The organism is Pristimantibacillus sp. Z349TD_6, from assembly GCF_056173205.1.
The window spans coordinates 1475047-1500641 of record NZ_CM149662.1 but is presented as its reverse complement, the minus strand read 5'-3'; the positions used below and the strand labels follow the sequence as shown (position 1 = coordinate 1500641).

Annotated in this window: 21 protein-coding genes; 6 read left to right on the top strand and 15 right to left on the bottom strand. The window is 46.5% G+C overall.

Going from position 1 to position 25595, the window contains the following annotated elements; all coding sequences use genetic code 11:
• Positions 1–71 precede the first annotated feature (71 nt).
• The 5 genes from AC0VYE_RS06440 to AC0VYE_RS06420 all read right to left on the bottom strand — a co-directional run bounded on the left by AC0VYE_RS06440 (position 72) and on the right by AC0VYE_RS06420 (position 6815).
• Positions 72–953: a carbohydrate ABC transporter permease gene (locus AC0VYE_RS06440; protein WP_083682329.1), complete on the bottom strand. Its 882-nt coding sequence runs from the start codon at positions 951–953 to the stop codon at positions 72–74.
• Between the two features lie 18 nt (positions 954–971).
• Positions 972–1844 carry a carbohydrate ABC transporter permease gene (locus AC0VYE_RS06435; RefSeq protein ID WP_076269757.1) on the bottom strand — a complete coding sequence of 291 codons (873 nt, stop codon included), beginning with the start codon at positions 1842–1844 and terminating at the stop codon, positions 972–974.
• A gap of 234 nt (positions 1845–2078) precedes the next feature.
• Positions 2079–3407 carry an extracellular solute-binding protein gene (locus AC0VYE_RS06430; RefSeq protein WP_475446815.1) on the bottom strand — a complete coding sequence of 443 codons (1329 nt, stop codon included), beginning with the start codon at positions 3405–3407 and terminating at the stop codon, positions 2079–2081.
• A gap of 97 nt (positions 3408–3504) precedes the next feature.
• Positions 3505–5043: a response regulator gene (locus tag AC0VYE_RS06425; RefSeq protein ID WP_475446813.1), complete on the bottom strand. Its 1539-nt coding sequence runs from the start codon at positions 5041–5043 to the stop codon at positions 3505–3507.
• Positions 5043–6815, bottom strand: a complete 1773-nt coding sequence (locus AC0VYE_RS06420; protein ID WP_475446811.1) for a cache domain-containing sensor histidine kinase — start codon at positions 6813–6815, stop codon at positions 5043–5045. Before AC0VYE_RS06420 ends, AC0VYE_RS06425 begins: the two co-directional genes overlap by 1 nt.
• Before the next feature lie 156 nt (positions 6816–6971).
• Between AC0VYE_RS06420 and AC0VYE_RS06415 the strand changes: the two genes are divergently transcribed.
• From AC0VYE_RS06415 to AC0VYE_RS06400, 4 genes are read left to right on the top strand one after another with little or no spacing between them, the layout of a single operon-like run.
• Complete coding sequence (locus AC0VYE_RS06415) at positions 6972–7631, top strand: helix-turn-helix transcriptional regulator (RefSeq protein WP_076269800.1); 660 nt, start codon at positions 6972–6974, stop codon at positions 7629–7631.
• The gene (locus tag AC0VYE_RS06410; protein ID WP_475446808.1) at positions 7628–8767 is read left to right on the top strand and encodes an alanine racemase; all 1140 of its coding nucleotides are present in this window, start codon (positions 7628–7630) and stop codon (positions 8765–8767) included. The genes AC0VYE_RS06415 and AC0VYE_RS06410 overlap by 4 nt, the downstream gene beginning before the upstream one ends.
• Positions 8768–8789: 22 nt before the next feature.
• A complete protein-coding gene (locus AC0VYE_RS06405; protein WP_076269752.1) occupies positions 8790–10394 on the top strand; it encodes an N-acyl-D-amino-acid deacylase family protein in 1605 nt (534 codons plus the stop codon).
• A 43-nt stretch (positions 10395–10437) separates the two neighbouring features.
• Complete coding sequence (locus AC0VYE_RS06400) at positions 10438–10902, top strand: RidA family protein (protein WP_076269751.1); 465 nt, start codon at positions 10438–10440, stop codon at positions 10900–10902.
• Between the two features lie 102 nt (positions 10903–11004).
• Here AC0VYE_RS06400 and AC0VYE_RS06395 read toward each other — a convergent pair whose 3' ends face one another.
• The 9 genes from AC0VYE_RS06395 to AC0VYE_RS06355 all read right to left on the bottom strand — a co-directional run bounded on the left by AC0VYE_RS06395 (position 11005) and on the right by AC0VYE_RS06355 (position 20677).
• Positions 11005–11172: a hypothetical protein gene (locus AC0VYE_RS06395; RefSeq protein ID WP_179089870.1), complete on the bottom strand. Its 168-nt coding sequence runs from the start codon at positions 11170–11172 to the stop codon at positions 11005–11007.
• Between the two features lie 150 nt (positions 11173–11322).
• Positions 11323–12390, bottom strand: coding sequence for an S-layer homology domain-containing protein (locus AC0VYE_RS06390; protein WP_475446805.1), 1068 nt, complete (start codon positions 12388–12390; stop codon positions 11323–11325).
• Between the two features lie 115 nt (positions 12391–12505).
• The gene (locus AC0VYE_RS06385) at positions 12506–13618 is read right to left on the bottom strand and encodes a putative 2-aminoethylphosphonate ABC transporter substrate-binding protein (RefSeq protein ID WP_475446803.1); all 1113 of its coding nucleotides are present in this window, start codon (positions 13616–13618) and stop codon (positions 12506–12508) included.
• A gap of 209 nt (positions 13619–13827) precedes the next feature.
• Positions 13828–14613 (bottom strand): DeoR/GlpR family DNA-binding transcription regulator, encoded by a 786-nt coding sequence (locus AC0VYE_RS06380; RefSeq protein ID WP_076269749.1) that lies wholly within the window; start codon positions 14611–14613, stop codon positions 13828–13830.
• A 55-nt stretch (positions 14614–14668) separates the two neighbouring features.
• Positions 14669–15856: a saccharopine dehydrogenase family protein gene (locus tag AC0VYE_RS06375; RefSeq protein ID WP_475446801.1), complete on the bottom strand. Its 1188-nt coding sequence runs from the start codon at positions 15854–15856 to the stop codon at positions 14669–14671.
• A gap of 13 nt (positions 15857–15869) precedes the next feature.
• The gene (gene phnW, locus AC0VYE_RS06370) at positions 15870–17012 is read right to left on the bottom strand and encodes a 2-aminoethylphosphonate--pyruvate transaminase (RefSeq protein WP_475446799.1); all 1143 of its coding nucleotides are present in this window, start codon (positions 17010–17012) and stop codon (positions 15870–15872) included.
• Complete coding sequence (phnX, locus tag AC0VYE_RS06365; RefSeq protein WP_475446797.1) at positions 17009–17806, bottom strand: phosphonoacetaldehyde hydrolase; 798 nt, start codon at positions 17804–17806, stop codon at positions 17009–17011. Before phnX ends, phnW begins: the two co-directional genes overlap by 4 nt.
• A 63-nt stretch (positions 17807–17869) precedes the next feature.
• Positions 17870–19606, bottom strand: coding sequence for a putative 2-aminoethylphosphonate ABC transporter permease subunit (locus tag AC0VYE_RS06360; protein WP_475446795.1), 1737 nt, complete (start codon positions 19604–19606; stop codon positions 17870–17872).
• A gap of 3 nt (positions 19607–19609) precedes the next feature.
• Entirely contained in the window at positions 19610–20677 is a 1068-nt protein-coding gene (locus AC0VYE_RS06355; protein ID WP_076269744.1) for an ABC transporter ATP-binding protein, read from the bottom strand.
• Positions 20678–20937: 260 nt separating this feature from the next.
• On the opposite strand from AC0VYE_RS06355, the gene AC0VYE_RS06350 reads away from it, so the two are divergent.
• Together AC0VYE_RS06350 and AC0VYE_RS06345 are read left to right on the top strand one after the other, a co-directional pair.
• Complete coding sequence (locus AC0VYE_RS06350) at positions 20938–21723, top strand: HAD family hydrolase (protein WP_475446793.1); 786 nt, start codon at positions 20938–20940, stop codon at positions 21721–21723.
• A 295-nt stretch (positions 21724–22018) separates the two neighbouring features.
• Entirely contained in the window at positions 22019–25264 is a 3246-nt protein-coding gene (locus AC0VYE_RS06345) for a LamG-like jellyroll fold domain-containing protein (protein WP_475446790.1), read from the top strand.
• A gap of 138 nt (positions 25265–25402) precedes the next feature.
• On the opposite strand, the gene AC0VYE_RS06340 is transcribed toward AC0VYE_RS06345, so the two are convergent.
• Positions 25403–25564 (bottom strand): sporulation protein YjcZ, encoded by a 162-nt coding sequence (locus AC0VYE_RS06340; RefSeq protein ID WP_179089868.1) that lies wholly within the window; start codon positions 25562–25564, stop codon positions 25403–25405.
• Positions 25565–25595 lie beyond the last annotated feature (31 nt).

Genomic DNA, 25595 nt, shown 5'->3' with positions numbered 1-25595 from the left:
TGATAAAATCAGAAAAAAACGGCATCCTCCCCAGCGGGCTGATACCGTTTTTTTTGTTTACTATCCTCTAACTAACCTTTAACTGCTCCAGCTGTCATCCCTTTCATGACCTGCTCCTGAAATGCCAGATAAGCAATGATCGTTGGAATAACAGCAAGTGCCATCGCTGCCATCGTAAGCTTATAGTCTGTGGAGTAACCTGTTGCAAATATGGATAGACTGAGCGGCAGCGTCTTTAAGCCAGGGTCACTAATAAAGACGAGCGCGAAGGAGAAATCATTCCAATATCTCAAGAAGGCTAGGATACCAACTGTCGCTAGAGCCGGAAGGGACAATGGAAGCATCATACGAAGGAAAATTCCCCAGTAACCAGACCCGTCAATCATCGCAGCCTCTTCAATTTCTTTCGGAAAGGTATTCATATAAGCTACACAGACAAAGATCGCAATCGGCATCTCGAACGCTGTATAAGGCAAAATCAATGCCGCATAAGTATTCAAAATATCGATCTTGTTCATTAATATGAACAGCGGAACGAGTGTGCTGTGAATCGGGATGAGCATGCCGAGCATAAAAATGCCCATTACGAGCAGCTTGCCTCTAAACTGAAAGCGTGAGATCACATACGCGCTTAATGCACCCATTACAAGCGTAATGACAAGCGCAGTTAAAGTAACAATGGCCGAGTTCATGAACGCAGTGCCCATATCTGCAACTTCCCAAGCACGAGTGAAGTTGCTCCAATTCCAAATGTCCGGCAGACCGAATGGACGCGAGTAAAATTCTTCATTTGTTTTAAAGGCGCTAATAAACAGCCAAATGAGCGGATAAAGCGTGACTAAGGCGTATACGGTAAGACCAATGGATTGCAAGCTTCCTCTCAGCTTGCGCAGCCCTGTTCCTAAACTTGCGGAGGAGGCTGAGTGTGAAGCGCTAATTGATGGCGTAGTCATACTGTGAGTCCCCCTCCATTATTTTTTTGATTTCATTAGATATTGGCTTCCCGCTACGAGAACCAAGCTGATGATGATGATCATGGTGGATACTGCGCTGCCATAACCGAAGCGATAGATCGAAAATGTATTATTGTACATGTACGATGCGAGCAGCTCCGTCGAATTCGCCGGTCCGCCGCCTGTCATGACATAAATAAGATCGAATGCTTTAAGGCTGCCGGATATACAGAGCACCACGGCTACTTTAATCGTATCCCAAATCATCGGAAGCTTGATCGAGAACAGCTTGCGAGAGCCTTTTGCGCCGTCAATCTGCGCTGCATCATCAATTTCACTCGGAATATTTTGCAAAGCGGCAATAAACATAATGAGATATGGACCGACATTCAACCAAATGATTGGAACCATGATGGCATACATCGATATCGATGGGTCAGACAACCACTGCTGTTTCCAACTGCTTAATCCCAAAGTGTCGAGCAAAAAATTCAGTACTCCAATTTGCGGATGATAAATATATCCCCAAATGATACCGACTACAACGGAAGAGAGCACCATTGGCATAAAGATGGAAGCTCGGATAAACTTTTGGAACCAGCCGTTTTTGAGCAGTACTAAGGACAAAACCAGTGCAATCGGCACCTGACCGAAAACAGACGCAGCAACAATGAGCAGATTGTTTTTGAACGAATGCCAGAACAACCGGTCTTGAATAACCTCTTTATAGTTATCCAGTCCGATAAACCGCATCTCCCCAATGCCTTTCCAATCAAAAAAGCCATAATAAGATGACCATAGTATCGGTACGATAACGAAAAAGATGAAAAGCGCAAGCGCCGGAAGAAGTCCGATAGCGATAAAGCCTCTGATGCGTAAAGATGATGACATAATCGTCCCTCCTAAAGGTTTGCGCAGCAAACCTACTTCGTAAGCATGAGCCAAGGTTTGCGCAGCAAACCTGCTTCGTAATGCTAGTAAGAGAACGGGGATTTCCTGACAGCTTCGGCATGCAATCCTTTCAGCAGCTTCCAGTTGTGCTTGCTGTAAAGGACTTGAGCTTGCCGATCTTCATGCGATCAGGAAATTCCCTGTACCCAATAACCTAACTACCGAGCAGCTATGTTACTTTCCTAGCGCTTTCGCTTGCGCCTCTTGGATTTTTTTCGCGATGTCTTCCGGTTTGCCGCCCATCAACAGCTCCTGTAGTCCATTATTCACGGCCTCAGCTCCTGCAGAAGTCAGCTTGCCATCATACACCGGCGTCATCTTCACACTGTTCACAAGCTCATACACTTCGCTAAAGATTGGAGAAACTTTGCTCTTATCCAGCTCTACTTTGTAGCTGACAAGCTGATTGCTCTCAAGCGTACGCTTTTGCGCTTCTGGTCCCGACATCGCATAAATAAGTTCAAATGCTGCATCCTTTTTCGGACCAATCGCATCCTTGCCTAGACCCATGCCGACACCTACGACACCAGATAGAGAATTAGGATCGCCTTTTCCACCAGGAATGGATGGAAGAACCGTTGCACCCATTGCTTTAAGTGCATCTTCTGAAGCGTTGGAGGCTAGATTCGACAATGCCCAGCCGCCGTCAATCATCATCGCAGCTTTGCCTTGCGCGAACATTTGCTCCATTTGCGTGTTGTCGATTGCGTTAAATCCGTCTTGGAATGCACCTGCCGTACCTAGCTGCTGCATGTAAGTTAATGCCTGTACAAATTCAGGATCCGTAAATGCCGCACCATCCTGGCTTGCTGCTTTCAAGAACCATTCCGTACCTGTTACGCGGTCAGCCAATGAGCTGAAAATACTGGATTGTGCGAGCCAAGCCGCTTTATTTCCTAGAGCGATTGGCGTAATATTTTTGCCTTTCAGTACGCTAATTGCATTCAACAGCTCATCCCATGTTTTTGGAACAGTAAGGCCGTTTTCTTCAAGAATCGTTTTGTTGTAGTATAGAATCGATGTTGGCGACAAGCCCATTGGAGCGCTATAGATGTTGCCATCTACTGTGAAAGCGTCGAAGGAATTAGGCATGAAACCTTCTTTCCATTCTTTGTGGCTGTCAATCAGCTCATTTACCGGCTGAATAAGTTTGCCTGCTGAAAATTCCTGTGTCATAGAGCCATTGGATAAAATAAATACATCCGGCATTTCATCTGCCGCAGCGACCGTTTTTAGACGAGTCTTATAGCCGTCTGGCGGGATCGCTTGAATATCGAGCGTAATGTTCGGATGATCGGTCTGGAACTGCTGAATAATCGAACGCATCGTTTGCGCTCTAAGATCGTCACCGGTAAAGTTATGCCATAGGCTTAGCTTCACTTTCTCAGCTGCCGGCTCACTGCCGTCCTCATTTTTTTTGCCGTTATTGTTTGTTCCGCCGCACGCTGCCAAGATAGAAATCATTAGAGTGACCATAATTGCAATTGTTAGTGTCTTCTTCATGTCATGTTTCCTCCTTGATATTTGTCTTACCTCCGAGTATAGGGAATCATAGGCGACATGGGCAGGGGACAGAACTCAGGAGTAGGGTAGATAAACTTCAGCTTCTCGTCCGGTATTCCGAAGGTGTAAAACCCGTAAACCGTTTAAACAATTGGCTAAAATATTTCATATCCGTATAGCCCACGCGGCTTGCAACCTCACTCACCTTTATCGGTGATTCATCCAAAAGCCGCTTGGCGCGCTCCACTCTCATGCGAGTTACAAATTCAATGTAGGTATAGCCCGTCTCACGCTTGAATACCTCGCTGAAGTGGTTTGGATTCAAATGAACATGCTTGGCAACCTGCTGCAATGTGAGCTCTTTGTCCAAATGATCATGAATATAGGCAATCGAACGCTTAATGTAAGGTATGCCTTCCTGCCCGATCGTCTCACGGTACAGCATCATCAATTGGTGAAGCTGCTCATACAGCAATCCAACTCCGTTATCAGTGATTGGCGAGGGGGAAATGCTGTTAACAAACTTCTCTTTGGAGAGGGCAGCAGATTCTCCAAAAGAGGCAATGACTCGCTCGACCCAGCGGTGAGCAGAAATTTGGACGGATTGAAGAAACTTCTGCAAGGAATCCGGCGTCGTATCTCCATCTTTAAGCTGGAGTTCGATGAGCTCTTGAACCCATTGGTAAAGCTGCGTGTCCGATCCATTCTGGAATAACGCAGTGAGCTGTCCTTCTTCCTCCTGCGAGCAGACGGTACGTCCGCCTCGGCGTCCCTTTATATCCTCGTATGCAAGCAGTCCTTCTTGGCCAATAATTCCTTTGAACAAAAAGGCATAAGAAGCCTCCGTGTACGAATCCTGAAGCTTATGCCAATCTGAAACAACCGTGCCTGTTGCCCCGAACAATTTGCATTTCAGCTTCCTTGTTACCCGCTCCATCAATCTAGCGAGCTGTGATTGATCTACTCGCATGCTTTCATGCCTAAGAAGAATGACGAGACTATCTTTACGCAAAAGAGCTTCTCCATCTATCAGCTCACTTATCATATTGTGCACGGCAAAAAGCAATAAATAGCCGTGTCCCGCTTCATTTCCCCAGCCTTCCGCCGAGACAATTACCGTTTGATAAAAATATGATTCGTTCAAGCGCAGCTTCGGCAGAAGCTTCGCCGCTTTCTCTGCGGAATGATTGTCAATTTCCGTATCCGCAATCAGCCTCTCAAGCAATCTATCGCGAAGCTGGTCTTTCTTTAGTGCCTCCCACTTTTGCAGAATTCGCATCTTCGCTCCATTTACCGCTCGGATGATTTCATCCGGACGACTCGTTTTGAGCAAATAATCTCCTGCTCCTTCTCGAATCGCCTGCTGGGCATAGGAAAATTGATCATAGCCTGTCAAAATAATAACCTCGCTATCAGGCAGCAGTCTCCTGACATCCCCCGCAAGCTCTAGTCCGCTGCGTCCCGTCATTTGAATATCCGTCAATACAATTTCCGGCTGCTCCAATTCCAGACGAGCAAGCGCCTCCTCGGCGGATGCTGCCGGCTGCAGCAGCTCATAGCCAAGTTCTGCCCATTTTATAACGGTACTCAGACCTGTTCGAATAATGACCTCATCATCTACGATTAACAGCTTCATTAGGCTTTGCCTCCTTCGTGTAACATCGGAATCGAGAAGGACACGCGTGTCCCTATTCCGTCCAAGCTTTCAATGCGCAAGCCTGCTTCTGCCCCGTAATGCAGCTGCAGCCGCTTATGGACGTTGCGAAGTCCATAGCTGCCGCGTTCTAGGCGATCACGTTCTTTTTTGCGATCATCCGGTCCATGGAGCTCCTTATATATAGCAGCCAGCTTAACCGAGTCGATGCCAACACCTGTATCTTCTACAGCAAAGGACATAAACAATCCCTGCATATGTGCGGTTACTTTGATCAATCCAGCTTCAGCTTTCTTCTGAATCCCATGAATAAGTGCATTCTCAATTAAAGGCTGCAGCAGAAGCTTCAGCATCGTTAAGTCCATTAGTTCCTGATCGACCTGAACGATAAACTCAAACTTGTCCGGGAAGCGGATCGACTGAATATTGGCATAATGGCCGGCATGCGCCACCTCCTGCTCAACCGAGCAAAACTCCTCGCCATTGTTTAAGCTGAATCGCATAAAATCACTTAAGCTGCCTACCATATCGGCCGTCTTCTCATCTTGATTCATGAGCGCCATCCAGTGGATAGAGGATAGAGTATTGTACAAGAAATGAGGATTGATTTGCGCTTGCAGCGCATGCATATCCGCTTCTTTTTTTGATGATTCCTCCAGCTTTACCTGCTCCGTCAAGCCTTCAATTCGCTCGCTTAGCTTATTGTAGCTTCGCACAAGCTGTCCAACCTCATCCATCGTTTCCACAGGATACGTTTGCATCGGCTCTTCCGGGTTCGAGTGCTTTAGAAACTGCGTCAGCATAATAAGCGGATTGGTCACTCGTTGAACGAAATAAAGAACGAGTACAGCCACGAGCAGCACCGAAAAAATAATGACGATCGCCATCAGCTGCAGGACATAATTATTTTGAGCTTTGTATTCTGTGAAGGGCATGACGCCCGTCAGCCGCCAGCCTACATCAGCAACCGTGTCATAGAGTATGGTCTGTTTACTTTCACCATGGCCGTAGTTGAGCGTTCCTGCATTTCCTCTTATCGTCAAGCCTGGCAGCAGAGCTTCCATTGTCATCATTGACCTGCTTTGATCACTGCCGGACAAGATTTGTCCCTTCTCATTGGACAAAACGACATAGCCCCCCGCTGAAATGCCCGCCTGATTCATCAGCTTGGAAACAGCCTCCTCGTTAAGGCTTATGACTAACGTTCCAATTTGTTTGAAGCTGTTCAGACTGCGAATCGGCCTGACGAGTGAGATCACCTGCTTCACCCCAGCTGCTGTATCCGTCTCGTAGCGGCTCGTCCACCATTTTGTACTAGATTGATAATGCTCAATATCTTCTCCAGTCAGCTCGGATAATTCCGTCTCAAAAATCGTTGTATTTGAAACGGGATGCGACTGGCTTTGCGGATAAATCGTGATGTCCGAAATATACGATTTGGAGAACACCAGATTAGATAGAAACTCAATCATTTGCGTTTGTTTAACCGCATTTTCTCCTGAACTGCTCAAATATTGCTGTACATCCTTTTGCCCAATCAAAAATAAGGACATATTCTCGATATCTTGAACGATAAATTCGAGATTCGTACCCGTCTGACGCAATAGGCTCTTGCCCGATTGCTTTGCCTTCTCTTCCGTAGCTGTCGCTGCCATGTTGTAGGCAAATAAGCCCAGCGCGAGCAGCGGAATGAGAACCGATAGCAGCAGCAAAAAGGATAACTTACGCTTTAATGAGCTACTAATCCAGCGCATCTCTCATCCCCACTCTCCTTTTCTCGTATCAATAAAAAGTTTAAAAACATCCTATCACACTTTTTTTTAGGTTAACAGATTTTTTGTTTGATTTTTCGAGTAAGTCGTAGTACCATGTGGGCAATGAGGCTTTAAGAAAGTGGAGAGTGAATGCAAGTGGAATCAATATCTCAAGAATTACTATTTTTGACGGAGATGGCCAAAGGTATAACCGCGCAGTTTGGAGACAATTGCGAGGTCGTTGTGCATGACTGGTCAAAGCCCGTAGACAGCACCATTGTTGTCATCGAGAACGGCCACGTCACCGGAAGAAATGTAGGAGATCCCGGCACGAATCTTGGACTGGAAATTATGAGAGGCACCTCCGAGGGTGATAACCGCCATAATTATGTTACCCAGACGAAGGATGGACGTATTCTCCGTTCGACCTCCATGTATGTAAAAAATAACGCCGGCACCATCATTGGAGCGCTCTGCATCAACTTCGACATTACCGATCTGATGGTTGCCGAGAAAACGCTTCAATCGCTGACAGCGAGCGGACTACAGCCGGTTCGAGAATCGTTTGTCAGCAATGTAAACGACCTGCTTGATACGCTCATACAGGAAGCGCAGGTCACGATTGGCAAGCCGCCAGCTGCCATGACCAAAGAAGATAAAATTAAAATCATTCAATTGCTTGATCAAAAGGGTGCTTTTCTCATTAAAAAGTCAGGCGAGAAGGTTTGCAGCTATTTGAGCATTTCAAAATTTACGTTATACAGCTATTTGGAGGAATCCAAAGGCGTAGATAGCGATGAAGGAGCAAGCGAATGAGCGAAATATTGAATATAAGCAAAGATGAGGAAACTCTGCTTAAGCTAGAAACACCATGCGTTGTCATCGACAGTGATGCTGTCGACAACAACATTGCTGCAATGGCAGAAGCTATCGCAAAACGCGGCGTAAAGCTACGTCCCCATGCCAAAACACATAAGCTGCCGGAAATGGCATCAAGGCAGCTGGCAGCGGGTGCCATCGGCATCACCGTAGCCAAAATTTCCGAAGCAGAGATCATGGCGAGCGGCGGCATTCGTGATATTTTTGTCGCTTATCCGTTAGTGGCCAAATCCAAGCTTGAACGTGCAGCTCGGCTCAGTTTATCCGGCATCCGTTTAATTATCGGAGTCGATAGCTTAGAAGGTGCGAAGCGCATTTCTGAGACAGCCGTGCGTGAAGGCGCAGTGCTGGAAGTACGCCTAGAGCTGGAAACGGGACTTCGCCGTACAGGAATTACGATCGACAAAGCCGTGGAGCTTGCAAAGCAAATCAATGATCTTGAAGGGATAAAGCTTAGCGGAATTTTCACCTATCGAGGGGCTATGGTCGGCGGAGCATCGACGCTCGATTTGCAAGCAGCCGGTCATGAAGAGGGGCGATTGATGGTTGAGGCTGCTGCAGCTCTACGGAGCGCAGGCATCTCCATTGAGGATGTAAGTGTAGGCTCTTCGCCTACTGCGCTGTTCGCCGCTGAAGTTGACGGCATCACTGAAGTTCGTCCCGGTACTTACATTTATCAAGACCGGATGCAGGCAGCTTTCGGAACATGTGCGCTTGAAGATTGTGCCGGCGTTGTGCTGGCTACCATTGTCAGCAGGCCCTATGAAGATTTAATCATCATAGACGGCGGCAGCAAAACATTCGCAACGGACGTACAACCGGGCAATTCACCTTTATTCCTTAAGGGCTTCGGTCATATCATCGGAGATTCTGAAGCGATTTTGGAGCGAATGAATGAGGAGCACGGCATGATTCGTGTACAGCCGGATTCCACCTATCAGGTTGGCGACTTGGTGCGTATCATCCCCAATCATATTTGCAGCACCGTTAATTTGCACAGCTTTGTCTACATTAAGGATTCCACTGGGCAGCTTCACAAAACGACTGTAGCCGCTCGCGGAATGCTCGAATAACGAGAAGGAGGAGGCTTATAACATGCTCGATCTTATTTTGAAAAACGGCAAAATCGTCGATGGCAGCGGCAATCCTTGGTACGGCGGCGATGTTGGGGTCAAAGATGGCATCATTGTTTCTATCGGCCAAATTGATCAAGAGGCAAACCAAATTATTGATGTGGGACGCAAAGTGATTTCTCCTGGCTTCATCGATGGGCATTGCCACTCGGATCTGATGATTATTGATCATCCTTACAGTGAAATTAAGCTGCAGCAAGGGGTAACAACTGAGGTTGTCGGCAACTGCGGCCTCGCCCCTGCTCCATTTATTCGGAGTAAAGGCGCACTGCTGCAGTCGTATGTGCAGCCCGTACTCGGGAGTACAAGCTGGGAGTGGCCGTGGGAAACGGTTGGTCAATATATGGATTTTGTCAGCAAATCCAATCCATCGGAGCACATCGCCACCTATGTGGCACACGGTGCACTGCGTATCGCTGTTATGGGCTTCGAGAACCGTCCTGCGACGAAGGACGAAATCGAGCGGATGAAGACACTGCTTGAAGAAGGGCTGCGGGCAGGCGCAATCGGATTATCAATTGGTTTGTTGTATGCACCTGGCAGCTATACTTCACGCGAAGAGCTGGTTGAGCTTTGCAGCGTTTTGCCTAAATACAACGGTCTGCTCTCCACACATATTCGCGGTGAGGGCAATAACTTGCTGCCGTCCGTTGCAGAGGTCATATGGATCGCTGAACGAGTCGGCATCTCGCTGCATATCAGTCATTTGAAAGCAGCAGGCCGCGCCAATTGGGGTAAAGCGCTTGATGCGCTGGAGCTTGTAGAAGCGGCAAGAGCACGTGGTATGGACGTCACAGTTGATGTTTATCCCTACGCGGCAGGCTCCACCACCTTAACAACCGTCCTCCCTCCTTGGGTGCTAGAGGGCGGCATTCATGCAACACTTGAAGCGTTCCGCGATAAGGCGCTCCGCCTGCGGATCAAAGAAGAGCTAAGCCGCGAGCAGGACACTTGGGATAATCTTGTATGTTCAACTGGCTGGTCCAGCATCATTATTTCTTCGATTCAGACCGAAGCGAACAAGGCACTCGAAGGCAAATCCATCGCCGAGGTTGCTGAGCTTCGCGGAGAACATCCCGTCGATTGCATGATGGATCTTCTGCTCGAGGAGAATGGTCAAATCGCGATTGTCTACTTCCATATGTCCGACGACGATGTGAAGCAGGTCATCGGTTATGAGAAATCATTGATTGCATCCGACAGCTTGAACTGCGAGATCGGCAAGCCTCATCCGCGCACGTACGGCACCTTTCCACGCGTCTTTGCCAAATATGTGCGTGAAGATAAGGTACTGTCGCTTGAGCAAGCGGTTCGCAAGCTAACCTCGTTTCCGGTACAGCGCTTTAAACTTGGCAAAAGAGGACTGCTTGTGCCAGGATATGCTGCTGACATCACGGTATTCGACCCAGCTGTCATTCAAGATACAGCTACGTTCGAGGACCCGCGTCAATATCCGTCCGGCATCTCGCATGTTATCGTTTCCGGCCAACTCACGCTTTCACATGGTGAACACACGCATAAGCGCGAAGGTAATCTTATTCGCGCGCAGCATTGCTGCACGCATTAGTTAACCTGCAATATACAATTGATAAACAAGGAGCTGTCTTATAATGTCTATTATTGAAAAACGTCTTGCTGAGCTAGGAATTGTGTTGCCTGAAACGACTAAACCTAAATTCTCCTACATTCCGGTCAACCAAACGGGCAATCTCATCTACACTTCCGGCTTCGACTGCCGTATCGATGGTGTTCTCATGTATGAAGGTAAAATCGGCTCTGATCTAACGATCGAGCAAGGACAAGAAGCAGCGCGCCAAGTCGTTATCAACCTGCTTGCGGCGATGAAAGCTCACCTAGGCGACCTTGACCGTGTCGTAAAAATCGTAAAAATTCTTGGTTTCATCAACAGCGCTCCCGGTTTCGGCGATCAGCCTTATGTACTAAACGGCGCATCGGATCTACTCATTGAAGTATTCGGAGAAAATGGACGCCATGCAAGGTCCGCGATTGGTACAAGCGACCTTCCATTCCATACGCCAGTTGAAATCGAGCTCATTGCAGAGGTTCGCGAATAGCATGAACAAGCAAAACCCCCAAGGCTCAGGCACTTGGGGGTTTAATACTATTTCAATTAGTGGAAAACGCATTGATTCCGATTTACAAGCAAGCTTTGTTGACTACCAGCATACAGCGCGGGAAATAATAACAAGCAAAATGAAGAGTACCAATATAATACCGATACCAGTTCCCCAGCCGCCAACTCCAGTTCCACAATTGCTAACACCTGCAACTGGATAAGAAGGTCCGCAATTTCCTGCGCCAACCCCTGCTACTCCATAGCCCATTTGTTCATCTCCTTTTTACTAAGGTACAGTATCCTATGATTTTTAGTAAAAAAGGTATAGGCTATTTCGTAAAATGTGCTCCTGCTCATTTTTTATGCCCGCCCACACTTTCTTGCAATGACTAAACGCCTCTGCTCTGGGTGAACAAGTCTATTTATTCTGGCTATCGATGAGCGTCAAAATAAACGTCAATGCTTCTGCACGAGTAGCCTTTGCCTGCGGTTCAAAGCGATTTCCGCTTCTCCCCTTAAGCAGATTGCGAGAAACAGCAGCCGCTACAGCAGGCTTAGCCCAAGCTGGTATTTGCGAGGCATCCGCAAAACGAATTGACGGGTTCTCGTCGAGCGGAAAACCAGCTGTACGCATCGTCATTGCCACCATTTCCGCTCTTGTAATATGGCGATTTGGACGGAATGTACCATCGTCATAACCGCTAATTACCTCAGCATTCACAGCCTCCGCTATGAACGCCTCTGCCCAAGCTGGAAACTGTCCCTTGTCTTTAAAATTAACATCCTTCGCTTGCTTAGCATTCAACTCGAAAGCACGTCCGATCATAGCAGCAAATTGCGAACGCGTTACCCAGCCATTAGGTTGAAAAGCACCGTTCTCAAAGCCTGTTACGATGCCAAGCGAAGCCGCTCTTGTAATATTTTCCTCGGCCCAGTGGCCTTTTATGTCACTGAAGGACACTGGCGTCGAAGAGCTTAAGAGCAAAGCCAGCTTCGCCGCATTTTTCAGCTGAACGGCCTTTACCTGACTATCGACCAGCTTCGCTTCTACAAGTTCAACGCTCGCCTTTCCATTCGCAACTCCCTCAAAAGTAAACGTGGCTATAGCTGCCGATCCGCTCACTCCGCTATCTTTCCCAATCTTCGTATGAGCGAATGTTATAACTCCATCCTTATCAATCGGTGAAATGGGCATTCCTTTCCACGCTGCTGTTGCCTGTTTGAATTTAAGCTTTGCTGTGTTGTACTTCAGTTTAATCTCGAAGCCATATAAATCATTTAATTGCTCCCCTTTTACAACGACCTCAACTGGTTGTCCAACCGCCGCATTTTTCTGATTGACGGTAAGCGACAAGGTTGCAGCCGCAGCATATGCAGAAGGCAGCAAGGCTGAGCGGCCAACGCTCGTTAGCGTAGAGACGCTAGAAAACAACGTCATCACTATTAACAAAATTGCTATTTTCTTCACTCTCAACAACATGTCCATTAAATCCATTCTCCTTCCAAATCGTGCTTTTCGTTATATTCAATAGGGAGCTTGCTAGTGAAAAGGCTGACAGCAGCTTAACTAGCGCTTGTCAGCCTTTTTCTTTATACAACTATTATGATTTTGGCTCGCTCTTGCTGTCGTAGCGGTTGCTCCACTCTTTTAAAATAGTGTCTCTTTGTTTAGCCGCTTCTTGCAGATCGTATTTGATTAATTGCTCAATCGGGTTTTTAGTATACCCTTCTGGAATGACGCTAGTGTCACTCTTCACAGCTACGATCGGATAGTTTTTGCTATATTCAGCCATTGCATCGTCTGTAATTGCCCAGTCCAAAAACGTCTGTGCTGCTTTTTTCATTTTCGATTTCTTAATCATAGCATTTGCCTCAACATCCCAGCCTGAGCCTTCTGACGGGAACACTACTTCAACTGGCGATCCGCCGCTTTTTTCTTTAATACCGCGGTATCCGAAGGAGATCCCGATTGGATATTCGCCAGTACCAGCCATTTTTGCCGGCTTCGAACCTGAGTGCGTGTAGATGCCAATGTTTTCATGCAGTTTGTCCAAATAATCCCATGCTTTATCTGCTCCAAGCAGCTGCGCCAAGCCCGATACCGTGAGGAAACCCGTACCAGATGATGCAGGGTTAGGCATCGTAATTAGACCTTTATATTCTGGCTTAAGCAGATCCTCGTAAGTCTTCGGTACGGCCAAACCTTTTTTCTCCAGCTCAACCGTATTAGCAATAAATGCCGTCTCCCATGCATCAATGCCTACCCAATGCTCCGGACTTCTAGTATCTTTAAACTCAGCAAGAATCCGATCTACGCCAGCAGGAGAATAAGGCTCCAGCATGCTGTTTTGATCCAGTACGAGCAAGCTTGTTGCTGCAACGCCCCACACGACATCCGCTTGCGGATTATCCTTTTCAGCAAGCAGCTTAGCCGTAATGATACCTGTTGAATCACGAACAATATTCAATTTGATGTCTGGGTATTTTTCGTAAAAAGTTTTCAAATACTCTTTAATAAGATCATCCTCAAGCGCAGTATATACGGTAAGCTCTTTACTGTCCGTATCAAGCGACGATTCTGTTGATTCTGTTGCTTCTGAAGTATTGCCCATTTTGTTATTTCCTTTATTGCTCGATCCTCCGTTACCTCCGCATGCGGATAAAACCGTAACAATAACTATCATGCTCACAAGCAGAAACCAGCTTCTTTTCATTTTTTTCTCTCCCTTTGTTTGTTCTTCTTCTCTATTACTACTATATGCTTGTTTGTTTAACGCACTGTAAAATACAAGTAAATAAATTGTTTTGTTTTTGATTTCTGCTAATTAGATGTGTTTTTCCTTTGAGTAATTTGCATTTGGTTGGTATAAAAAAAAGAACCTCCAAGTCCTATTAGACTCGAAGGTTCCTTTGCCATAAACAGCTATTCTGCTACAATCCAGTGCACATCCTGATCATCAAGCTTGGAACGCCAAGCCTGGGGAGGCGCTACATCGCTAATAATCATATCAATCTCTTTAAAATCGGCAATTTTATAAAAATGGTTCGTTCCAATCTTCGTATAATCAGCTAACACGATCGTTTGCTTGGCTTGTTTCATGAAAGTTCTAGCCAACACGCCGCGCTCATCCTCATAGCTTGTTACACCGCTATCAATCTGTAGTCCGTCAGCAACGATAAAAGCCTTATCCACATTAAAATTGGACATAAACTCCATCGCAAGCGTACCGGATGTCCGGTAATGCTTCGGGTTAATGCGACCGCCAATAAGCACGATTTCACCATCAAATATATTGCGATTTTTGTAGCCAATCAGCAAGTTTAAGGTATAAACGGATGTAACAAGAACGGTAAGTTGTTTTTTGTAAGCAAGTGAATCGATCATTTGCAGCGTGGTTGTTCCATCGTCGATGACAACAACGTCTTTATCCTGAATGAGAGAGGAGGCAGCTCGTCCGATCCTTCTTTTCTCTTCAGCCTGCTGCACCTCGCGCCGAACATAAGCGGGCTCTTCCCGCTCCACATTAATCTTAACGGCGCCGCCATATACTCGCTTCAGCTTAAGCTCATCCTCCAGCTCCTCCAAATAACGGCGGATCGTTTCCGATGATACATCAAGCGCCTGCACAAGCTCCGGCGTTCGAACCTTCCCTTTTAGCTGCAGCATATTAATGATGATCTGCTTCCGCTCTTCTCCGGCTAGCGACATCTCTATTTCCCCTTCGTCTTCAGCTTAGTCTACTGTTTTGATTATTAATCGTATTCTAGCCTACTTCAACTAAACTCTCAATCTTTTCATGAATGAGAATGCCGCGCTTGCTTAGCTGCTCAAATATAATGCTCGGTTCAAAAGCTTCTTCCGGTGTTATGATTCCTGTTTGATCTTTGCATAACGTTTGACCGCTCGCAATAAGCTCGGTCGCTATCGCAAGTGGAATTCCGACGTTTCTAGTGTACGCACGGAGTTTCTCCCAGCCTTCTACTGATCCATCCGATGCAGGATGTGTATGGGTAAGTGTATGTTTGCAAGCTTCGCCAGTCTGTGCCGAAATCCCCGTTACTTCAATATGAAGTGAATAACCGTATAATTCCGTTTCATGGCCTTCCTGCGATTCGAATAAGTATTGTCCAATCGCATCCATAATGCCAATTTCCTGGCCGGCAATGTTTATACGATCGTTGCGCATAAACCCGTAGTCATATAACGCACGGACGAGTCTCATATTTTGCTGAGGCCATGTACCGCGTACTTCAATTAACTGAACATCCTTGCTCTCAAGCGCCTTTGCCAGCGTTCGTGTCTCTGCGTGCGGAATAATGTATTGAATCGATTTGCCGTAAGGATCTGGCAGCTCAATTTCACGTGGACGAGCAAACGGCTCCACCTGAATGAATTGCCCCTTCTCATAAACTACACGGCCCGGCAGCTTCGGATCATACTCATAAACCGTCGTTTCCGCTATTGATTTGGAGAAAGCAATCGGCCGGTATGAGCCATGACTAACCCGTACCTCATGTACTTCCTTCAACTGATTTGCAGCATGCATCGCCATCATTTGCGTTACACCGGGTGTCATACCGAAGCCTGGCAAACACATTTTTCCGTTGCGGACAAATACATCGTGGCTTGCATCTTCTTCGCCAAAGCCGTTCAAATTAATGCCGTGGCAGCCAGCCTCTGCAATGCATGCCGTAGACAAGCCGTTTAATGTAATCGTAGTTCCATCCATTACAATATCGTAGCCGCGAAGCTGTTCTACCGTTGCCGCATGATCATGCACATTTACTCTGACTGCATTGACACGTTTATCATTCAGTGATGCAGCAAGCTGCTGCGCCGCTTCCAAATTGAAATCACCGATCGTAATGACCTCAAATGAGGAGTACTGAACAAGGTCCAGCACCGCTTCCATACAAATTCGACCTGCACCGCCAAGACAAAATACTTTCATCGTCTACACTCTCCTACTGTTCCTTGTCAAAGGAAGAATAAATGCTTTTGATCACATGAACCAATCGTTCCATATCTGCTGGATTAACATCACCGATGCTGCCAATTCGGAAAGTCGGCTCCGAGGTCAGCTTCCCTGGATACAGAACAAAACCTTCCTTCTTCAAGCTTCCGTAAAATGATTCAAATGAAAAGTTAGCGCTCGGGTAACGAAATGCTGTAATAATAGGAGATTGCCATTCACGAGGCAGCAGCGCACTGAAACCAGCAGCCTCCATCCCCTCAGTTATTACTTGTTGATTGCTGCTGTATCGAGCTTCCCGAGCCGCGATTCCGCCTTCAAGCTCCAGCTCCTTCAGCGCTTGATCGAATGCGCGAACAACATGTGTCGGCGAAGTATAACGCCATTTGCTATTCGAGCGCTCCATCATGTCCCATTGGTCATGCAAATCAAGCGATAAAGAGCGCGCATGGCCCTTGCATTTGGCAATGGCATCACGACGGGCAACTACAAAACCAAAACCCGGTACCCCTTGGATACATTTGTTGCTGCTGCTAATGAGGAAATCAATGCCCAGCTCATCTATGTCCATAGCTACACCGCCAAAGCTGCTCATAGCGTCAACAATAAACGTGACATTATAGCGCTTAACAACTTGAGCTATTTCATTCAAAGGGTTAAGGATACCTGTTGTCGTTTCGCAATGTACGATGGCAACATGTGTAATTTGAGGATCATCCTGAAGTGCTTTCTCGATGACTTTAGGATCGATAGGACTGCGCTCGTCAAATCGGATTGGCGTAACTGAAATACCAAGCACGTCGGCAATTTGAACCATTCGCTCGCCATAAGCGCCATTAACGGCAATAGCCAATTTACCGCCTTGCTTCGGCATCGCCGTGCCTATTGTGGCTTCCACGCTAAACGTCCCGCTGCCCTGCATCAATATAGCAGTGTAGTCTTCTTCCGCCGCTTGTACAGCAAGCTTCACGAGCCGCTCTCTTATCGAAGATACCAGCTGATTGTATTGATCATCCCACGTACACCAATCCTTCATCATCGCTTCCTTCACGGTTCGAGTCGTCGTTAGCGGTCCTGGCGTAAGAAGTAGATACGGATTTTCTGTTAGCAATAATGCATCATTATGTGATTTCATGGACGATCCCCCGCTTGTAGTCTTTCGTTGATGTGTGAAATAACGCCATCCAACTCGCCAATCTCACGAATGATAAAATGTGCTCCCGCTTGCATCAAGCGATCCGAAACTTCAACAAACAGCTTCTCCTTCTCGCCCTCAGACAGAGCTTCCGTTTCCGCTTGTGTCAAACCCACTTCATTCCCGCCGAAAATAACGCCTACTGACCATACGCCTGCATGACGGCCTTCTCTCATATCCGCTTCGGTATCGCCGCATTTGACGATATGGCTCATCGGATACGTACCGAGCAGCTCCGCATTGCGGAAAATCATCCATGGATGCGGGCGGCCTTCAGCTGCTTCATCTGGCGTTACAGTACTATCTGGCGAATATCCTTGTTTCGCAGCCTCCGGTGCAATAATGTCCATCATGGGACGCGTATAACCAGTCGTCGTTCCAATCTTGATGCCCTGCTCGCGAAGTCTCTCAATAAGGGCAAGCGCTCCGGGCACTGGAGTTGCATAATGGTGAAGGATTGAGAACAACATCGGTTCAAACTTTTCATACATTTCATCGATGTCATTTTCATTTGGCTTGCTGCCAAACTTCGCTTGCCATGCAGCTGACACAGCAGGATCGGAGCAAATATCGCGCAAATGATCCTTTTTCATACGACCCATCGGCTTCCGAATCGCTTTGAACGACGCCTCAATGCCTCTTTCTTCGAATAAGCGGCGAAACGCTTCAACCGGTGCAAAGCTTCCATAATCAACCACTGTACCTGCCCAATCCAATATGACTGTTTTAATCATGAGTAAAAACCTCCATCGTATAATGTGTAATTGTTTTTTTGAAAAATTGTTTTTGGCATCGCCTTATCGCTTCTGCCAAGCTGACATTTTGCGTCTCAGCCTTGCGGTGCCCGCTTCATATAGAAAGCGAACGACAACATTGAGGAGCACAACGAGCACAGACATCGCTGCCGCCGCTGCCGTATCGCCCGCATCGTCCATGCTGACGATGGAAACCGAGGCAATTCGCAAGTCCGACGCATACAAAAAGACCAGCGCAGATACCGTCACCATTGCATTTACGAAAAAGTAAACTGCCATTTCTAATATGGCCGGCAAGGACAATGGCACCGTAATGCGCGAAAATGTCCGCAGCTTCGAGACATTCATGGACTCCGAGACGTTATCGAACTCCTTGTCCAGCATTTTTAAAGTTGCGGTTGCCGTCATGAATGGAACGGAATAAAAATGCACAACATTAGCCAAAACAAGAATGATCATCGTTCCATAAATAAAGTGAAACGGGTTGGCCGGATGATTAAAGAAATAAATAAAAGATAATCCGATGACCAGCCCTGGAAGCGCCAGTGGCAAAATCGACAAGAAATAAGCAGCTTGCCGGATCGGACGATAGACACGTCCATTTTCGATCAAATAGGCAAACAAGAACGTAATGATCGTCCCGATTACCGCTGTCCAAGCGGCCATCTCAATGCTGTTCCAGAACGGATCGAAGCCACCTGCCGCAGCATTGGAGAAGTCGAAGTTGCTCCACGTTAGCGACATGTCATACGGCCACTTTTTCACGACCGAAGCAAGCAGAACAGCTCCCATTAACAGCAATATCATGGCTGATAAAACAATCGCATACGTATACGCCCAAACATTGCGCAGCCGATTGTTCTTCACGGAATAAGGAACAGACTTTGATGTGACGTAAGCCTGCTGCTTCCGCGTGACGATTCGATCCACGATAAACGCGAGAATGGCAGGAATGGTCAGCACGATGCCGACTACAGCTCCCATAGACATATTTTGCTGACCGACAACCTGTTTGAAAATATCAGTAGCCAGCACGTTATACTGTCCGCCTACGACCTTCGGTGCGCCAAAATCGGTGAAGCTAAGCGTAAAACAAATGACGACTGCGCTGAGCAGCGCATATTTTACAGACGGCAGCGTTACGGTTAACATTTTTCGCAAGCTGCTCGCGCCCATCGACTCGGCTGCCTCATATAAGCGATAATCGCTGACGGCAAGCCCCGCGCACAAAATAAGAAACGCCTGCGGAAACGTATAGATGACCTCAGAAATGATGATGCCTACTTTTCCATAGAGCGGAATTCGCCATTCGAACGGCAGCAGTCCGAACAACCCCGTAGAGATGAGACCTTGATGACCAAATAAATAAGTAAGCGCGAGCCCGTGCATCATGGTTGGTGCGAATAAGGGCAGCATGGCAAGAGCTTTGAAGAAGGACTTGCCTTTAATATTTGTGCGAGTCAATACGAACGCCAGCCCAAAGGCAAGCGTCACAGCAATCGCGGTTGTTGCTGTGGATACGGTAATCGTGTTCAGCATCGATTGAATGAGTGATCTTGACTGCAGATACGATGAAAAATGAGTGAAGCCAACCAGATTTCCATCTGAATCCATGAACGCCTGCTTAAACATCGCGAACAGCGGCAGGACAATAACAGTAATAAGTGTCAGCAGGACTAAGACTAGCAAGAGCTTAATAACCCCATTGCTCTCCCGTAACTTTTGATTGCTTTTTCTCACCCACTGCGAGGGCAGAGCTTGATCTATTTTCCCTTTCATTCTCTACCTCCCTACGTTCCCAGCGATTGCCGCAGGATAATGAAGCATACGCTCTTGCGGCATTTGTAGATGAAACAGCTTATTGCGCGACCATTCAAATCGATTAGCTATTTGCGCGGATATATCTACCGTTACGCTTATGTCCGAGTGATTCCCGTGTTCATTCGCAAGCTGCAAGCTTACACGATAAAATGCGCCACGAAACTCCACATGCTGAACAAATCCGCTAATTCCGCTATCATTAGAAAGGCCGCCCGTATGCTTTTCCTCATCAATCTGGATATGTTCCGGCCTTATAGCTAACAAATCATTTGGGCTTGCCCCCATCCATCTTTCTGTTCCTACAGGGAAGAAATTAATAGCCCCAATGAAATCAGCGACAAAAGGCGTATTCGGCTTGTCGTATACCTCCTGCGGCGTGCCAATTTGGACAACCCGTCCTTGATCCATGACGACAATCTGATCCGCCATCGTCAGAGCTTCCTCTTGGTCATGCGTAACCATAACCGTCGTAATTCCAAGCCGCTCTTGCAGCTCGCATAGCTGTTCGCGCAGCTTCTCCCGCACCTTCGCATCAAGCGCAGAAAGCGGCTCATCCAGCAATAAAATATCAGGCGATAAGGCGATTGCTCTTGCGAGCGCCACCCGCTGCTGCTGGCCTCCGGAGAGCTGTGCTGGATACCGATCCCTCACCTCAGTCAGTCCAATGAGCTCCAGCATCTCCCTCACGCGTTCCTCAATCTGACGCTTCGGCTGTTTCCCTTTGAGACCATAGCCAATGTTGTCGCTCACACTTAGATTTGGAAATAGCGCATACGATTGAAAAACGATGCCAAAGTTGCGTTTGGACGTATGCTGCGTCGTAATATCATTCCCATCAAGGATAACGGTGCCGGCATCAGTCTGCTCAAGACCCGCGATAATACGCAGCAATGTCGTCTTGCCGCAGCCGCTTGGGCCGAGCAGACATGTGAATTTCCCTTTCGGAATATGAACGCTGACATCATGGAGTGCTTGAAAGCTGCCAAATGCCTTGCGAATACCATGAATCGCTAATCCTTCATTTTTCATTCTCATTCTCCTTGTGTTCTCGTAATAATCGTTCAAGAACGGTATTATGAAGTTAAAGCATTTGCATCGTTGATCTATTAGCAGTTTAAAATAGATTTGTTAAGTGAGTGTCAAACACAAGTAAAGATTGTGTGTTTAATTGCTTTTATTATGGTTTTAAGTTGTTTTAAAGATCCGAATGCTGTATTTTATGTGCAACAACCTTTTTTTCATTTCTTTAGTAAAGACAACAAACTAAAAAAAGGACGGGTTCAACACTTATGACAACGATTATTTTCGATTTAGACAACACGCTGATTTGGGATGAGAAAAGTACAGACGAGGCACTCGATGCAACATGCGAAGCAGCCGAGCAAGCATTGGGTTTACAAATAGGACTTTTAAAGCAATCTATCATTCGATCTGCTCATTCTGTATTTCGTGAATTGGAATGTTACGCTTACTTAGCGAATATTGAAGTAACTGCGATGGAAGCGATGTGGGCTCGGTTTGATGATGGAGAAGCAGCAGAGCTGCAATTAATGAAAGAGGCAGCACCTGCTTTTCGTAGAAACGTTTGGGGGAGAGGACTACAAGAGCTCGGCATCCACGATGAAAACCTTGCAGTCAAGCTTGCTGAACAGTTTCCAGCCGAGCGGCGCAAGCGCCCTTATGTATATGAAGAAACATTTGAGGTGCTCGAAGCATTATCTGCAAAATACCCGCTGATGCTGCTGACCAATGGAACACCTGATTTACAGAAAGAGAAGCTCTATGGCATCAACGGATTATCCGATTTTTTTCCTCATATCGTTATTTCGGGAGAGGTCGGCTGCGGCAAGCCGGCTCCGCAAATTTTTGAGCATACTATGAATCTCGCGGGGCTAAAACCTGAGCAATGTCTAATGGTAGGAGATAATTTGTTTACCGACATTTTGGGGGCGAGCCGTACCGGTATAGCAAGCGCATGGCTAAATAGATCGAGACAGCAGCTGCCAGAAGGTGCCGCACGTCCAACTTTTGAAATACAATCCTTGAGAGATATTGAAGCGCTGCTTCCTCTATAAGTTGTTATTTATACTATAAAAAGAGGCTCCACCTTGTCGTTTCGACGAGGTAGAGCCTCTTTTTAGTAATTTCTTCATATTGCGATTACACCTGTTTAACAACACAACCTTATGATAAAGAGGAATCAAAAACACACAAAAACAATTAATCACATTATTTAATGACATTATTTGTTTTGTTTTTAATCTATGTGTGGGAAGGATGTTGGATTATGGCCCATATGCCATAAAAGTAAATCTACTGTCCCTAAACGATTTTACCAGACGCCCATTCGAAAATTGGAGGTTATTATTCATGAATAATACGATAAAAAAAGCGTTTGTATCCACGCTTGCTGCCGTTACATTAATTACCGCATCAGGAGGATTTGTACCGCTCAGCCAAACCGCTTTTGCAGCTGTTGTGAATGCCGACCTGCATGCAAAATTCAGCTTTGAGAACAATGCCGCTGATAGTTCCACAAACAATCTCTCGGCTGACATCGTCGGCACTCCTACTTACGTTCCCGGAAGAATCGGACAAGCCCTTTCTTTAAGTTCAACTAGCGCCAATAAACAATACGTAAATCTAGGCAAGCCATCACAGCTCCAATTCGGAGTCGATAAAAGCTTCAGCTTCTCCTTCTGGGTGAAGTCCTCCGGCGTAGATTCCGATCCTTCCATTCTATCCAACAAAGACTGGAACAGCGGTGCTAATGTTGGCTACAACCTTTCTCTTCAATCCGATAAAAGGCTAAGATGGAATTTCAACACGGCAGGCGGAACACGTATAGATGCTGATATACCAAACGTCGCTAATGGGAGCTGGCACCATATCGTTATCTCGCATGACCGTACCGTCGGACGCGTAGATTTTTATAAAGATGGCGTGCCTGTTGCAGTCTCGACTTCGAACGGGACCAAATTCAATAATATCGCAAGTGCCATTAGTATTACTGGTCGTACAGGGACGATCGATTCTGGTCTATCCACAATGCTCGGCAATGATGGCACTGGCAAATATTCTGCAGCTTTGGAAGCGCAGCTCGATGAGGTTCTCATTTTGAATCGTGCGATCACCCCTGAAGAGGTTACAGAAATTTTCAATAGTGCTCCGCCTATTGTAGTCAGCGATAAATTCAATGGCACGCTGAAATTTATAGGTGCAACAGCCACAGCTCCTGGCACAGAATTTAGGCAGATGCTCGACCTGCGCACCCCTTCCATGACAACCGCGATCGACAGCGCGAGCGTAGAAATTGCCTATGACAGCAGCAAATTCACATTCTCGCGTGCAACGAAAGCAACGAAAGTAGACACTTCAACACCAGGCATCGTTAAGCTGGAGCTCCCGGCTGGAAGCGTATATAACAAAACTAACCCTTTAGAATTCGCGTCATCTACACTGTCCGATGTTTACTTTTTTGCGAAGGATGCAAGTGGACAAGGCACGATTCAAGTGACTTCTGCTGAATTTTTCGTAGGCGGTAACAAGTATGTGAAGGAAACGTTGAACACGCCTGCGCAAACTGTTCAGATTAATACAAAAGCATCTGAGGATATTAACAAAGACAGTCATATTACGATCGGTGATGTTGCCTTGGCTCAAGGGAAGTCCGTTCAAGAACTAACCAATATTGCTGATAAAGTAAAATATATGCCTTACAAACGAGTTGTCGTTATCGGTATTGACGGTGCCGGCATGTCGGTATCAAAGGATGCGCCGTACTGGGAAACGCCAAACTCTGTGAAGGAAAAGGTAGGCGACCGATTAAATCTGCCTGCACTGCGCGGCATCATCGAGAAAGGCGCTGCTAGTTACTCCGTCACAACGACGCTGCCTACCGTTTCATCTCCTAACTGGGGTGCCATGTTAAATGGTGTGGACTACAGCAAGCATCAAATCGACAATACGATTAGCGCAAATAATACCTATAGTGAAACATCGCCTTATCCATCCGTCTTCAAAAAATTACGTGAACAATTCCCGGAGACTAAGCTTGCTGCCTTTACAACTTGGTCCAATATCATTAATGGACATATTGAACCGTCCCTTGGTGCCGAAGGATATTCTGCGGGCGATAAAGCAAACGTAAATGCTTTTGCAAAATATGCGGCAGACGGCAGAGCATACGATGCCTCCCTTATTTTCTTCCAATTGGATGATGTGGACGGTGTCGGACATTCGCTCGGTTTCTATACGAAGGATTATTACGCAAAGCTCATGGAAACAGATAATCTCGTAAAAACAATCTACGACTCATTAAGCAGCAAAAACCTTCTGGACGATACGCTTATTCTAATGACAGCCGATCATGGCGGCGGCACAGAAAACGCAGATCATACGCTCGGCAGCGCTACTGCTCATGGACAAGATTCGCCGCTTGCCAAAACGGTATTTATCGCAGCAAACGGAAGAACAATTGCAACCGATGTAGGCAAGGAGAAGCTTTTGCAAGGAGGAACAACGAAGGATATTGCTGCAACGATATTAGCTGCACTGGAGGTTGATTCGCCGATTGGCGATTCCAAGACGATTGATGGCATGTTCGTCCCTCAGAAGGATCAGAACAAACCGGATGCTCCGAATCTTCAGTTAACCAAAATTGTTGACGCCACTTCTAAACAATTAAAAGGTTATGAGTTCGCCGTTAGTCATCTGAACACAGATGCTAAAGCCTTGGATATCGAATTAGAGACTGGCGATCTAACTGTCCAATCGATTAAGCCGCTTCAAGCTGGCGTTACCGTATTACGAAATGACAGCACTAATGGAAAAACTAGAATCGTCCTCACAGCAGATTCCGCCATCTCGCCGGAACAGCCTATTGTACGGTTAGTAACGCAGTCCCAAAATAACGGTGCATCTGCGGTGCTTCATCAAGCGATGATTGCAAGTGGACAAGGAACAGAGTCATTGCCTAATTTCACCGCTTCCGTTAAAGAAGAAGAGACAGAAACATCCGGTCCAACTGCTGTATTGGAAGGAAAGACGTCTGTCGTATCCGGTTCAACCTTTACGATTAAGCTAGGCTTGAATGATGTTTCGGACAACGTCTATGCACAAGATATCTCATTTAACTATGACCCGAATGCATTTGAATATGTAGCTAGCCGTTCACTTCTTGAAAAGGTTCAAATTGTGAATACCATCCATGATGAGAAGGGCAAAATCCGACTCATTCTTGCTAGCGAAGGGGTAGAAAACGCAGTTACCGGCAGTAAACAGGTTGTGGAGCTTACTTTTAAAGCAAAAGAAACACAAACGGTTACTACAGGTAAAGTGACTGCGGATTCGATCTTAATTTCAAACGGCGAAACGGAAGTTAATGCTGCTCCATACACCTTGAATATCCAAGTAACGCCAAAAGAAACGACAAACCCTGCCGATCAAAACCAAGATGGCAAAGTCAGCATTTCGGATTTGGCCCTCATCGTTATTCATTACGGCAAACGCGAAGGCTCAGCGGATTGGGAACAAATTAAACAAGCTGACGTTAACAAAGACGGTGTCATCGATCTATTAGATCTTATTCTCGTCGCTCGCTCCATTGTAGAATAATAAGTATCATTAGCAACTTGTCCTATATGATAAACTATAACATCCCCATGGCTCAGGCCTATGGGGATGTTATTATACTTTCATTTAGTTAGAAAGCGTTTGGTAAGCCTTGCGTTTACGCTTTGGCCTAATTATTGCTTACAGCCAAGAACGTGAAATGATGACAAGAAGGATAAAAAGGACAAGAATAAAACCAATACTTGAGAATCCGCCACCGCCGCAGCCTACGCCTACTCCAGCAACTGGGTAAGGTGCGCAGTTTCCAGGACCTACATTAGCACCTGCTACTCCATAGCTCATTTGTTCATCTCCTTTTTGTTAACTTACACAG